At 61.1% G+C, this 13,579-nt stretch carries 10 protein-coding genes; 4 read left to right on the forward strand and 6 right to left on the reverse strand.

Annotated elements, in window-relative coordinates:
• Positions 1-185: 185 nt before the first annotated feature.
• From ACQZ40_RS20285 to ACQZ40_RS20295, 3 genes are read left to right on the forward strand one after another with little or no spacing between them, the layout of a single operon-like run.
• A complete protein-coding gene (locus ACQZ40_RS20285; protein ID WP_125146298.1) occupies positions 186-950 on the forward strand; it encodes an ImuA family protein in 765 nt (254 codons plus the stop codon).
• Complete coding sequence (locus ACQZ40_RS20290; RefSeq protein WP_448748575.1) at positions 865-2,382, forward strand: Y-family DNA polymerase; 1,518 nt, start codon at positions 865-867, stop codon at positions 2,380-2,382. Before ACQZ40_RS20285 ends, ACQZ40_RS20290 begins: the two co-directional genes overlap by 86 nt.
• A complete protein-coding gene (locus ACQZ40_RS20295; protein WP_448748576.1) occupies positions 2,379-5,654 on the forward strand; it encodes an error-prone DNA polymerase in 3,276 nt (1,091 codons plus the stop codon). The genes ACQZ40_RS20290 and ACQZ40_RS20295 overlap by 4 nt, the downstream gene beginning before the upstream one ends.
• Positions 5,655-5,663: 9 nt before the next feature.
• Here ACQZ40_RS20295 and ACQZ40_RS20300 read toward each other — a convergent pair whose 3' ends face one another.
• Positions 5,664-6,602: an AraC family transcriptional regulator gene (locus ACQZ40_RS20300; RefSeq protein WP_149741891.1), complete on the reverse strand. Its 939-nt coding sequence runs from the start codon at positions 6,600-6,602 to the stop codon at positions 5,664-5,666.
• Positions 6,603-6,784: 182 nt separating this feature from the next.
• Between ACQZ40_RS20300 and ACQZ40_RS20305 the strand changes: the two genes are divergently transcribed.
• Positions 6,785-8,002: an MFS transporter gene (locus ACQZ40_RS20305; RefSeq protein ID WP_448748577.1), complete on the forward strand. Its 1,218-nt coding sequence runs from the start codon at positions 6,785-6,787 to the stop codon at positions 8,000-8,002.
• Positions 8,003-8,048: 46 nt separating this feature from the next.
• Here the strand turns inward: ACQZ40_RS20305 and ACQZ40_RS20310 are convergent, their stop codons facing one another.
• The 5 genes from ACQZ40_RS20310 to ytfQ form a co-directional block, all read right to left on the reverse strand.
• Complete coding sequence (locus ACQZ40_RS20310) at positions 8,049-8,783, reverse strand: FadR/GntR family transcriptional regulator (protein WP_003523755.1); 735 nt, start codon at positions 8,781-8,783, stop codon at positions 8,049-8,051.
• A gap of 18 nt (positions 8,784-8,801) precedes the next feature.
• Positions 8,802-9,782 carry a galactofuranose ABC transporter, permease protein YjfF gene (yjfF, locus tag ACQZ40_RS20315; protein WP_081307841.1) on the reverse strand — a complete coding sequence of 327 codons (981 nt, stop codon included), beginning with the start codon at positions 9,780-9,782 and terminating at the stop codon, positions 8,802-8,804.
• Positions 9,779-10,822: an ABC transporter permease gene (locus ACQZ40_RS20320; protein WP_448748578.1), complete on the reverse strand. Its 1,044-nt coding sequence runs from the start codon at positions 10,820-10,822 to the stop codon at positions 9,779-9,781. Before ACQZ40_RS20320 ends, yjfF begins: the two co-directional genes overlap by 4 nt.
• Positions 10,822-12,345, reverse strand: coding sequence for a sugar ABC transporter ATP-binding protein (locus ACQZ40_RS20325; protein ID WP_174036757.1), 1,524 nt, complete (start codon positions 12,343-12,345; stop codon positions 10,822-10,824). Before ACQZ40_RS20325 ends, ACQZ40_RS20320 begins: the two co-directional genes overlap by 1 nt.
• Positions 12,346-12,420: 75 nt before the next feature.
• Positions 12,421-13,380, reverse strand: a complete 960-nt coding sequence (gene ytfQ / locus ACQZ40_RS20330) for a galactofuranose ABC transporter, galactofuranose-binding protein YtfQ (protein WP_065655501.1) — start codon at positions 13,378-13,380, stop codon at positions 12,421-12,423.
• Between the last annotated feature and the right edge of the window lie 199 nt (positions 13,381-13,579).

Raw genomic sequence — 13,579 nt, forward strand, 5'->3', positions numbered from 1 at the left:
CAGGGTAAAACAGGCGGCGAGCGGACAATTCCGTTTTAACGGCAGGGCAGAGGGCCGCAAGGCCAGAATCCTCTCTTCCCGTGCAAACTGTTGAAGACCGGCAGCCTATTGCTTGACTCTTTGCTGAAATAGGAACAAAACAGGAACAATAAAGATGAATAACCGGAATTGAAACCTGTCATGCCATGCAAAAGCGCGCGGATCAGTTGCTCGTTGTCGAAGAGCTGCGTGAAAGGCTGGAAAGGATCGGTAACGGCGCTCCGCGCCTGCACGAGACCTTGCCTTTCGGCGTGGATGCCATCGACCATCGCCTGCCGGGAGGCGGGCTGAAGCTCGGTTGCCTGCATGAGGTGAGCGGCGGCGGCAATGGCGCTGCCGATGGCGCGGCGGCCGCCCTTTTTGCGGCCGGTGTGGCGGCACGGCTTTCCGGCAAGGTTTTATGGTGTGTCACCCGCCGGGATCTGTTCATGCCGGGGCTGACGCAGGCCGGCCTGTCGCAGAACCGGGTCATCATCGTTGAATGCCGCGATGAGAAAGGTGTGCTCGACTGTTTCGAGGAGGGCTTACGCTGCAACGGTTTCGGCGCGGTGATGGGCGAGCTGGCGAAGTTGCCGATGAATGCCTCGCGGCGGCTGCAACTGGCGGCGGAAACCTCCGGTGTTACCGGTATCGCCATTCGTCGCTTCCGGCGTGCGGCCGATGCGGCGCTGTTCGGCGAGCCGACGGCAGCGATGACCCGCTGGCGCATCTCCGTCCGACCCTCATCCCCCTTGCCGGTACCGGGGGTGGGCAGGCCGCGCTGGTTTCTGGAACTTTTGCGATGTCGCGGCGGCGAAAGTGCCGAATTTGAAGTGGAAGCCTGTGATGCAAAGGGTCGTCTCGCTCTACCTGCCGACATGGCCGACGGATCGTTTCCGGCGTCTTTCGGGCAAGGACGCGCCGCCGGTTGAAAAGCCGCTGGTCATGATTGGCCGCCAGGGCAGCCGCCGGCTGGTGCTGGCGCTCGACAAGGCGGCAAAGGCGGCGGGCATCCGGCCGGGCACGCCGGTCAGCAAGGCGCAGGCGCTGGTGCCGGGCCTTATCGTGGAAGATCTGGATGCGGATGGAGATTCCCGCGCCCTGCAACAGCTGGCTTTTCATTTCCTGCGCATCTATGCCCCCATCGTCGCCGCCGACCCGCCGGACGGGCTGGTGCTGGACACGGCGGGGGCGGACCATCTGCACGGCAATGAGGCGCTGATGCTGAGCGGCATGGTCAACCGCCTGCATGCCGCCGGCTTTAGCGCCCGCGCCGCCATTGCCGATAGCTGGGGAGCGGCCCATGCGCTGGCGCGTTTTGGCCGTGAGGCGATCAGCATCGTGCCGCCGGGCGGGCAGCGTGTGGCGGTCAGCGGCTTGCCACTTGCCGCGTTGAGGCTGGAAGAGCGGATCGTTTCCGAGTTGAAGGTGCTCGGTTTCCGCAGCATCGGCGAGCTGGCCGAAGCACCGCGTGCGCCGCTCACCCTGCGTTTCGGCCCCGAACTCGTGCGCCGTCTTTCCCAGGCTTTGGGGGAGATCGGTGAACCCATCGAACCGGTGCGCGTGGCCGAGCTGGTGGAGGTGCGGTGCGCCTTTCCCGAACCCATTGCAGCGGCGGAGACGATTGCCCGTTATACGCAAAAACTGGTTCCGGAGCTTTGTGTCGCGCTGGAAAAGCGCGGCCTCGGCGCCCGCCGTGTCGATCTGGTGCTGCACCGGGTCGATAGCGGCCTGCAGGCGGTGCGGGCCGGCACCTCCAGACCGGTGCGCGATGTCAAACAGCTTGTCCGGCTTTTGACCGACCGGATCGACACCATCGATCCCGGTTTCGGCATCGAGATGATGGTGCTGACCGCCACCCATGCCGAGCCGCTTGTCGCCGCGCAGGCCCGATCCTCGCTTCTGGAGGAAGGCCGTGCGGACATCGCCGATACGGTTGATGTCATTCTCAATCGCGGCCACCGGGTCTATCGTTATGCGGCGGTGGCGAGCGATGTGCCGGAGCGCTCCGTTGCCCGGGTTGCGGCGCTGGCACCTGAGGATAGGCTCGGCTGGCCCGGCCACTGGCCGCGCCCGGTCAGGCTTTTTGCAAGGCCGGAACCCATCGAAACGCTGGCGCTGCTGCCGGACCATCCCCCCCGTTATTTCCTCTGGAAAGGCGTGCGCCACAATGTGCGGCGCGCCGACGGGCCGGAGCGGGTGTTCGGCGAATGGTGGAAACGCGACCGGGAAAAGGCCGCCGTGCGCGATTATTTCACGGTGGAAAATGAAAGCGGCGAGCGCTTCTGGATTTTTCGCTCCGGTGACGGCGAACATGCCGAGACCGGCTCGCAGGGCTGGTTCATTCACGGGGTCTTCGCATGAGCGCGCCGCGTTATGCCGAACTTCAGGTGACCACGCATTTTTCCTTCCTGCGCGGTGCAAGCTCCTGCGACGAACTGTTTGAACAGGCCAAAAATCTGGGCATCGAGGCGCTCGGCATTGTCGATCGCAACAGTCTTGCGGGCATTCCCCGCGCTTACGAGGCGGCGAACAAGCTTGGCATCCGCCTCGTCATCGGCTGTCGTCTCGATCTGGATGACGATATCTCCGTGCTTGCCTATCCCATGGATCGCGCGGCCTACGGCCGGCTTTGCCGGCTGCTTTCCGTCGGCAAGAAAAGAGGCGGCAAGGGCAAGTGCCGGCTGGCATGGGACGATCTCGTCACCTATGGCGAAGGCCTGATCGTCGTGTTGCTCGCTGATCTCGCTGATGATCTCTGCGCGCTTCGCCTGCGGCGGCTCAAAACCGCCTTTGCCGACCGGGCCTATATGGCGCTTAGCCTTAGAAGACGCCCCAACGACCAGATGCGGCTTTTCGAACTGTCAGCTATGGCCGAAGCGGCTGGTGTGCCGACTGTTGTCACCAATGACGTGCTCTTTCATGTGCCAGAGCGGCGCATGCTGCAGGATGTCGTCACCTGCATAAGGCACAATTGCACCATCGACGAGGCTGGTTTCCGCCGCGAGCGCCACGCCGACCGTTACATGAAACCGCCGGAAGAAATGCACCGGCTGTTTGCCCGTTACCCCGAGGCGCTGGCCCGCAGTCTCGAAATTACGAAACGCTGCAAATTTTCGCTGAAGGAACTGGTCTACCAATATCCCGAGGAGCGCAGCCTGCCGGGGCTGACAGCGCAGCAGGCGCTGGAGAAGATGGTTTGGGAGAGGGTGCCGGTGCGGTATCCCGAGGGCTTGCCGGAGAAGGTGGAAAAGGCGCTGCATCATGAGCTGAGGCTAATAGGCCGGCTGGAATATGCCCCCTATTTTCTGACGGTGAACGCCATTGTCCAATTTGCGCGCGGGAAGGATATTCTCTGCCAGGGACGCGGCTCGGCGGCCAATTCGGTGGTGTGCTACGTGCTCGGCATAACCGCCATCGATCCTGTAAAGGTTGATCTCCTGTTCGAACGCTTCGTCTCCGAAGAACGGCGCGAACCGCCTGATATCGACGTGGATTTCGAACATCAGCGGCGTGAGGAGGTCATCCAGTGGGTTTATGACACCTATGGTCGGGACAAGGCTGCGCTTTGTTCGGTTGTTACCCGTTATCGCGGGCGTGGGGCGCTGCGGGATGTCGGTAAGGTTCTGGGGTTACCGGAAGATTTGACCAAACTTCTCTCCTCGCAAGTGTGGCGGTGGAGCGAGGGGGTCGGCGAAAAGCAGGTGAAAGAGTTGAACCTCAATATGGAGGACCGCCGCCTGCAACTTGCCTTTGAACTTGCCAATCAGCTTGTCGGCACGCCACGTCACCACAGCCAGCATCCGGGCGGCTTTGTTCTGACCCATGACCGGCTGGACGAGCTGGTGCCAATCGAACCCGCCGCCATGGATGATCGCCAGATCATCGAATGGGATAAGGATGATATTGATATTGTGAAGTTCATGAAGATGGACTGTCTGGCGCTCGGCATGCTTTCCTGCATGAAGCGAGGCTTCAATATGCTGGAGGAGCGTTATGGGAAGAAATATGATCTCACTTCCATGCCGGATGATGATCCCTCAACCTTCAAAATGATCCAGAGGGCCGATACGCTGGGCACCTTCCAGATCGAAAGTCGGGCGCAGATGTCGATGCTGCCACGTCTGAAACCGGCAAAATTCTACGACCTCGTCATACAGGTGGCCATTGTTCGTCCCGGCCCCATTCAGGGAGATATGGTGCATCCGTATCTGCGTCGCCGAGATGGAAAGGAAAAAGAGGATTATCCGAAGCCGGAGCTTAAAAATGTGCTGGGCAAGACGCTCGGCGTGCCCCTTTTCCAGGAACAGGCCATGCGCGTCGCCATCGAATGCGCCGGTTTCTCCCCCGGCAAGGCGGATCAGCTCCGCCGAGCCATGGCCACCTTCAAGAATGTCGGCACCATCTCGAAATTCAGGCAGGACCTGATCGACGGCATGGTAGAGCGCGAGTATGACAAAGAATTCGCCGAACGCATCTTCAAGCAGCTGGAAGGCTTCGGCAGTTATGGTTTCCCTGAAAGCCATGCGGCTTCCTTCGCGCTGATTGCTTATGCCTCCTCATGGCTGAAATGCCATCATCCCGATATTTTCTGTACGGCGCTTCTCAACTCGCAGCCCATGGGTTTTTACGCCCCGGCGCAGATTGTGCGTGATGCGCGTGATCATGGTGTCGAGGTGCGTCCGGTCTGCGTTAATAACAGCCGCTTCGATTGTACGCTGGAGCCTACTGGCAAGAAGAATGATGAGGGTGAGGAACGCTATGCCGTACGGCTTGGCCTGCGCATGGTGAAAGGGCTTTCCAATGACCATGCTGCAAAAATCGTCGCCGCCCGGCAGGATCGGCCTTTCGCCTCGGTGGATGATCTCTGGCGAAGGGCGGGCGTTCCTGCCGCCGCCCTTGTCTGTCTCGCCGAAGCCGATGCCTTTTTGCCGTCGCTTTCGCTTGCCAGACGCGAAGCGCTCTGGGCCATCAAGGCTTTGCGGGATGAGCCGTTGCCGCTTTTCGCCGCTGCCGCAAGCCGGGAAAATGCCGTTATCGAAGAGCTTCAGGAACCTTCAGTCGCTCTGCGCCCCATGACTGACGGCGGCGAGGTTGTGCAGGATTACGGCCATGTGGGGCTGACCCTGCGCGAACATCCCATGACCTTCCTGCGGCGCGATCTTTCCCGCCGTCGCATCGTTACCTGCGCGGAGGCGGTGCGCGTTCGGGATGGCGCATGGCTGGAAACGGCGGGTCTGGTGCTGGTGCGCCAGCGTCCCGGCTCGGCAAAGGGCGTGATCTTCATGACGCTGGAGGACGAGACCGGCATTGCCAATGCTGTCCTTTGGGTCAAGACCTTCGAAAAATACCGGCGTGTGGTGCTGTCTGCCGGCATGGTAGGCATTTACGGCAAGATCCAGCGGGAAGGCGAGGTGGTGCATCTGGTCGCCCACCGGCTGACCGATTTGTCGGAAGCGCTGGCAAGTGTGGGTGAGCGCAACCGCGCCTTTCCCCTGCCGCATGGGCGCGGCGATGAGTTCCACCACGGCATGCCGCCGGAAGATCATCGCACCATTAGGAAACGACCGCCGGCTACAGTCGATGATGAAGATGAGGTGGAGCGGATAAAGGTCATTTCCCGCAATTTCCACTGAGACAAATTCCTATGCCGCATCCTCCAGCCCGGCCGTGTCCTTCCTGCGGAACTGGCTGGGCGGCGCGCCGAGCACGCGTTTGAAAGCGCGGCTGAAGGAGGCTTCGGAATCGTAACCGAGCTTTTCCGCCGCCACCGTCACGCGCATGCCTTCGCGCAGCCACAGCCGCGCCTGATGCATGCGCACGCGCACCACGTAACGGGCCGGGCTTTCGCCCACCACGCGGGTGAAGCGTTCCGCGAAACTGGAGCGGGATGCGCCCATCAGCGAGGCAAGCTCCTCCACGCTCCAGTCCTTTTCGGGATTGAGGTGGATGGCGGCCAGCACCCGCCCGAGTTCGGGATTGCGCACGGCGGCCAGCCAGCCGCTGGAATCGCCGCAGCCATATTCCACCCATGTGCGGATCAACGTCGCAGTCAGCACATCGGCAAGCCGTGCCAGAATGCCGCCCGCGCCCACGCGGTTCAGTTCCACCTCGCGTGTCATTGCTTCAAGCAGATGGGGGATAGCCGGGTCGCTTTTGGCCAGATCGCTGGTCAGCATCACATCCGGCATCAGCTGCAGCAGCGGGTGCAGATTGTCCATGTTGAAACGCATCGAGGCGGTAAAGGCCACGGTATCGCCGCCGGCACTCGCGCATTCCATGTCGAAGATGCCCTGACAGACTTCCTTCTTGCCGAAGCGGTCGAAAAGGGCGGGCTTCACATCCTCGCCGCTGCCCAGCACATGGGCGTGCCCTCGCGGCAGAAGCACGGCGTCGCCGCAGGTCAGCGTCAGCCATTCCCCGGAAGGTTTCAGCAATTTCGCCTGACCGACGCCGATGAAATGAAACCGCGCGGCTTCCTGTTCGGGAAAAGCCGTCGCCCAGGGTGTGGCCATGCGGCACCGGCCGTATTCGACACCATCGAGCCTCAGGCCACGCAACATTTCGGTCAGGGCATCATTCATGGCTTGCTCGCAAATTCGGATGTTTGGTTAAGGAATATGGATTTTCTAGCATGGAAACGCCGGGATGTCACGCATAGCTTATGTGCATCGATTTACGGTTGTTGAACCGGGCTCCCACCGGTTTCACCACTTTGCCTTTCCGTTTCAGGACGCATTCCGGGAATGCGCATCAGGAGATTTTCATGAACAACCGGACCATAAACGAGCTTGAATATGTGCCGCGCAAGACAGAGCCGGATGCGAAATGGGCGGCCGTGGTTTCGCTTTCGCTCGGCGTTTTCGGGCTGGTGACGGCGGAGTTCCTGCCGGTCAGCCTTCTCACGCCGCTTTCGGTCGATCTCGCCGTCAGCTCCGGCATTGCCGGTCAATCCATCACCGTTACGGCGCTGGTCGCGGCGGTCGCCGGCCCCGGCGTCGTCATCGGCACACGCAGCATCGACCGTCGCTGGACATTGCTTGGGCTGACCACGCTGCTGATCATTTCCAGCACGCTGGCCGCCTTCGCCAACGGTCTTTTCATGCTGTTCGCCTCGCGCGTCCTGCTCGGCATCGGCCTTGGCGGCTTCTGGGCCATGTCGGCGGCGCTGGCGCTGAGGCTGGTGCCGCTTGAGAAGATGCCGCGCGCCATGGCCATCATCCTGACAGGGGTTTCGGTCGCCACCGTCTGTGCAGCGCCGGTGGGCGCATGGATCGGCGCGACGCTTGGCTGGCGCTCGGCCTTTGTCGTTGCGGGTGCGCTCGGCGTCATCGCACTTCTCGTGCAATTGCTCACCGTTCCTTCGCTGCCGCCGGCTGGCGCACCCGGTCTTTCCACAATGTTCCGGCTGTTGCAGCGGCCGCAGGTCCGGATCGGCCTTCTGACGACGCTGTTCATCGTTGCGGGTCACTTTGCCGGTTTCACCTATGTCCGTCCGTTCCTGGAAGATGTGACGCTTCTTGGCGTCGAGGCGATTTCCCTCGTCCTTCTGGTTTATGGTGTCAGTGGCTTTTTCGGTAATCTCTTCGGCGGTTTCCTCTCCGAGAAAAACACGGCATGGGCAGTGACGTTCGCCGCGACTCTCATCGCGGCATCGGCTTCCGTTCTGGTCGTTGCGGGTGCGTCGCCCCTGATTGCCGGCCTTGCCATCGCCTCCTGGGGTTTTGCCTTCGGTGCGCTTCCGGTCAGTGTGCAGAGCTTCATCACGCGGGCCGCTTCCGATGAGGCGGAGAGTGCCGGCGCGCTGCTGCTCACCACGTTCCAGATCGCCATTTCCAGCGGTGCGGTTCTGGGCGGCCTGTTGATCGATCTTCAGGGCGCGACGATGGTCTTCGTCTTCGTGGCGATTGCCGCCCTTCTCGGCGCATCGCTGATGGCGTCCCGCCGTGGCGTGGTGCCGCAGGTCGAGGCATCGCAGGGATAATTGGTCGAAGAAACCGGACCCGCATTCATGCGGGTCTTACAACTCCTCAAACCGTCTTGATCGCCTTCTGCGTCCGGTCTTTACCGACCTCGATCACGTGGCGCATGGCTTTCACCGCCGCATCCGCGTCACGCGCTGCAATCGCATGCACGATACGCAGATGATTGGACGCGATTTCGGCGATGGTGCCGGGCGAAGCGGCCGGCGACGAGAGCTGGAAGGAAATGGCAAGTGCTGCTTCGATCAGCCCGCTTGCCGAGCGCATGAAGGGATTGCCGGACATATGCGCCACGGCAAGGTGGAATTCGAGATCGACCTTGGCAATGCTTTCGGGCGTATGTTTAGGATTGTCGAATTTGGCGGCGATAACGTAAAGCGAAACGATATCGTCATTGGAGGCCTGCAGGGCCGCCGCCGCTGCCGCCGCCGGTTCCAGCGCCAGGCGAATCTCCGCCAGATGCGTGACGAATTCCTGGTCTATGCCGGCCTCGCAGCGCCAGCCCAGCACATCCGGATCGAAGAAGTTCCAGCTTGAGCGGTCGAGAACGCGGGTGCCGACCTTCGCCTTGGGTTCGACCAGCCGCTTGGCCGCCAGCGTCTTCATGGTTTCGCGCAGTACGGTGCGCGAGACGCCGAAGCGCATGGAGAGTTCCGCGTCATTGGGCAGCAGGGAGCCTTCCGCAATTCTGCCCGAGACGATGGCGCTGCCGAGTTCGGAGACCACATGGGCGTGGCTGTTCCGGCGTTTTCGCCCGCTTATCGTCGTTTCGAGCAGCCCCAAGCAAGCCTCCCTTGGCAATTATGCCGGATGCGGTCCGGCCAGTCTCCTGTTTGAATACCAGATGATTGCGCGCTGCAACACGATGAAGATGAAAAGCAGCACACCGATGACGATTTTCGTCCACCAGGAGGAAAGCGTCCCGTCAAAAACGATGTAGGTCTGGATCAAGCCCTGTATCAGAAGGCCGATGAAGGTTCCCGCCACCAGCCCCGTGCCGCCGGTCAAAAGCGTGCCACCAATGACGACGGCGGCGATGGCGTCGAGCTCCACGCCCACCGTCGCCAGCGAATAACCCGACGAGGTGTAGAGCGTATAGACGATGCCGGCGAGGCCGGAGAGGAAACCGGAAAGCGCATAGATGCCGATGGTCGTCGCCCCGATCGGCACGCCCATCAGCTCGGCCGATTGCGGGTTGCCGCCAAGCGCATAGACATTGGCGCCGAAGCGGGTGCGGCTGGCGATCAGCATGCCGGCGGCGAAGACGAGAAGCATCAGCATGGCTAGCGCCGTCAGCCTGCCGCCGCCGGGAAAGCGGTAATAAAAGCCCTGTATCGCATCGATGAAGGGATGCGAGATCGGCACGGACTGGGTGGAGATGAGGTAAGCCGCGCCGCGTGCCAGAAACATGCCTGCCAGCGTCACCACGAAGGGCGGGATGGCGAGGAAGCGGATCATCGCCCCCATCAGGCAGCCGAACAATGTCGAGACAAGCAGCACGATGGCGAAGGCAAGCAGCGGATGGATGTTATAGGTGCCGACCATGACCGCCACGAAGACACTGGTGAAGGCGATGACCGAACCGATGGACAGATCGATGCCGCCAGACAGGATGACGAAGGTCATGCCGACCGCCGCGATGCCGAGAAAGGCGTTGTCGGTCAGAAGATTGCCGATCACCCGCGTCGACAGGATCGCCGAATATTGCAGCACGCACAGCAGATAGGCGATGACGAAGATCGTCAGGGTGGTGAGGAAGGGCAGGTTGCGGCTGTGGATCATCGCGCGGTTCCTTCCTTGGTCATGCCATTGGCGGCGGCCGGTTTGGCGTGTGGCTTGGGCGCTTTCACGAAGCCCAGCACCGTCATGATTGCCGGCGATTGCAGTGTTAGCACCACCATGATGATGCCGGCCTTGATGATGAGGTTGAATTCCGGCGGAAAGCCCGAGACGAGAATGCCGGTATTGATGGTCTGGATGATGAGCGCGCCGATCAGCGAGGCGGTGATGGAGAAGCGCCCGCCATTCAGCGACGTGCCGCCTATCACCACCGCAAGGATCGCGTCCAGCTCCAGCCACAGCCCGGCATTGTTGGCATCCGCGCCGCGAATATCGGCAGTCACGATCATGCCGGCGATGGCTGCGCAGAGGCCGGAAACCGCATAGACGAAGAACAGCAGGAAGCGCGCCCGTACCCCGGCAAGCGCTGCCGCGCGACGATTGATGCCGGTCGCCTCAATCAGGAAACCGAGCGCGCTCTTGCGCACCAGAAGGCCGATCGTGAGCGCCGCCGCCACCCAGATGATGACGGGCAGCGGAATGCCCGCGAACGAGCCGGAACCGATAGCGGAAAAGCTGTCATTGTTGAAGGTGAGAATGACGCCTTCGGTGATGAGCTGGGCGATGCCCCGCCCCGCCACCATCAGGATCAGCGTGGCGATGATCGGCTGTATGTCGAGAAGGGCGACGAGCACACCGTTCCACAGGCCACAGGCAATGCCCACCGCAAGCGAGATGACGATGACCGAGGGAATGGAATGGCCGTTGCTGATGAGCGTGGCCGCAACCGCGCCGCAGATGGCGATGACGGCGCCAATGGAAAGGTCGATGCCCTTGGTGGCGATGACCAGCGTCATGCCGATGGTTAAAAGCGCCACGGGTGCGGCGCGCACGAGAATATCCACCAGACTGCCATAGAGCCGGCCGTTCTGAAACGAGACATGCAGGAAACCCGGCGAAAGGATTGTAATCGCTGCCAGAATGATGAAGAGCGCGGCAAGCTGGGGAGCAAGCCTTTTTAGGCGTCGTGTCACAGCCACCATCACGCCGCCTCCGTTTTCGCCGCATCGGCAATCGCCCGCATGATATTGTCGGCGGTCACTTCGCCGCCCTTCAATTCGCTGACATGGCGGCGGTCGGAGAGCACGACCACACGATGGGCGACGGCGGTAAGCTCTTCCAGTTCGGAGGAGATGACGACGAGCGACATGCCCTCGCTGCAGAGTCTTTCTATCATTTTCAGGATTTCCGCATGCGCGCCAATATCGATGCCGCGTGTCGGCTCGTCGAGGATCAGCAGCCGGGGGTGGGTGGCGAGCCAGCGCGCCAGAATGGCCTTTTGCTGATTGCCGCCGGACAGGAATTTGATCGGCCGCTCGGGGTCGGCCGGGCGGATATCGAGCGACTTGATGAAGCTTTCGGCCAGTTCCGCCTTCTGCCGGCGCGAGAGTGGCCGTGCCCAGCCCTGCCGTGCCTGAAGCGCCAATGCAATATTATCTGTGACGGAAAAGTCGCCGATGATGCCGTCCGTCTTGCGCTCTTCCGGACAGAAGCCGAACCCGGCGGTAATGGCGGCTTCCGGCGAAGAAATCGCCACTGTCTGGCCGTCGATGACAGCCTTTCCGGTATCCGGCCGGTCGATGCCGAACAACAGGAAGGCTGTTTCCGTCCGGCCCGAACCCAGCAGCCCGGCGACGCCGACAATCTCTCCCGGCCGGATGCCGAGATCGAAAGGCGCGATGCTGCCGCGTTTGCCGTAACCTTCGAAACGGATCGGCGGTTCGCCCTCGGCAACCGTATCTTCGGTCGCCTGATGTTCATGGGTGATGTGCTGAAGCTCGCGGCCGAGCATCATCGAAATGAGTTCGGATCTCGGCAGGCTGCCAATGTCGCGGGTGCCGACGAGACGGCCGTTGCGCAGCACCGTCACCCGGTCGGCGATATCATAGACCTGATTGAGGAAGTGGGTGATGATGACGATGCCGATGCCGCGTGCGCGCAGGTTTCTCAAGACGCCAAACAGCATCTCGACCTCATGGGCATCAAGGCTGGCGGTCGGTTCGTCCAGCACCAGCACCTTGCCGGAAAGATCGACGGCGCGGGCAATGGCGATGATCTGCCGGATGGCGACGGAATAGCTGGAGAGAAGCGCGTTGACGTCGATGGACAACCCGTATTGGGCAAGCAGCGCCTGCGATTTCTTCTGCATCGTGCCGCGGTCGATCAGCCCGAAGCGGCGCGGCTGGCGGCCGAGAAACAGGTTTTCGGCAACCGTCAGGTTTTCGAGAAGGTTCACTTCCTGATAGACCGTGCCGATGCCCAGCGCCTGCGCCTCACCCACATTGGCGGGCGAAATCTCTGCGCCCTCCAGAAAGATCGAGCCGCTGTCGCGGTGATAAACGCCGGTCAGGATTTTGATGAGCGTCGATTTACCCGCGCCGTTTTCGCCGAGCAGGGCATGGATTTCACCATGTCCAAGCGAAAAATCGACGCCATCAAGCGCCGTGATCCCCAAAAAGGATTTGCCGATGGCGCGTGCTTCCAGAAGTGGTGCCGTTTCGGACATTGAGCAGGTTCCGCATGAAGAATGCCATGATGGAGCGGCACGAACGACGCGCCGCTCCTTCCGAAGAATGGGGTATCAGTAACCCAGACCCTTCTTCGCCTCGTAGACCTTCATCGGGTCGTCAGACGCCGTGTAGAGCTTGGATTCGGTCTGAATCCACTTCGGCGGGGCCTTCTTGTCCTTCAGATAGGCTTCGAGCGCGTCGAAGGCAGGGCCGGCCATGTCAGGCGTCAGTTCGACGGTGGCGTTGGCTTCGCCGGCCGCCATGGCCTTGAAGATATCAGGCACGGCATCGATGGAAACGACCTTGATGTCGGTTCCGGGCTTCAGGCCGGCTTCCTTGATCGCCTGGATCGCGCCAACGGCCATGTCGTCATTGTGAGCGTAGACCGCACAGATATCCTTGCCGCCGCCTTCGGCCTTGATGAAGCTTTCCATCACTTCCTTGCCCTTGGTGCGGGTGAAGTCACCCGTCTGCGAGCGTGCGATCTTGATGTTCTTGTGCGAGGCAATCGCCTCTTCGAAGCCCTTTTTGCGGTTAATGGCGGGCGAAGAACCGGTCGTGCCCTGCAATTCAACGACCTTGCAGTCCTTGGAACCGACATCCTTGACCAGCCAGTCGCCGGCAACCTTGCCTTCATGAACCTGATCGGAGGTCACGGCGGTGAGGTAAAGATCATCCGAAGCCTCGATCTGGCGGTCGAGCAGAATGACAGGGATATTTTCTTCCTTGGCTTCCTTCAGCACGGCGTCCCAGCCGGTTGCGACGACCGGAGCGATCAGGATCGCATCGACGCCCTGCGCGATGAAGCCGCGAACGGCCTTGATCTGATTTTCCTGCTTTTGCTGTGCGTCGGCGAATTTCAGCGTGACGCCGCGCTTCTCCGCCTGCTGCTTGGTGACGGTTGTTTCAGCCGCGCGCCAGCCGGATTCCGAACCGATCTGCGAGAAGCCGACGGTAAGCGATTGTGCGGAAACACTGGATGCAAGGCATGCGGAAACGGCGACAGTGAATGCCGCAAGAGCTTTTCTCATCTTATCCTCCCAGAGATGATGTCAGCGTGACGGCGACACTATGAGCATATAGTAATACTCTTGAAAAGTGGTTTTTTAGCCTTTTCACAATTTGGCCTTCACGAACTGAGCCTAAATTTTGTCATAAAATACAATAAATCAATGGTTTGGGCGGAAATAAATTATACTCTTGCCCTGTCTGAGCACGCCAAAAATGGCC

It is taken from the genome of Agrobacterium sp. 16-172Ci (assembly GCF_053522725.1).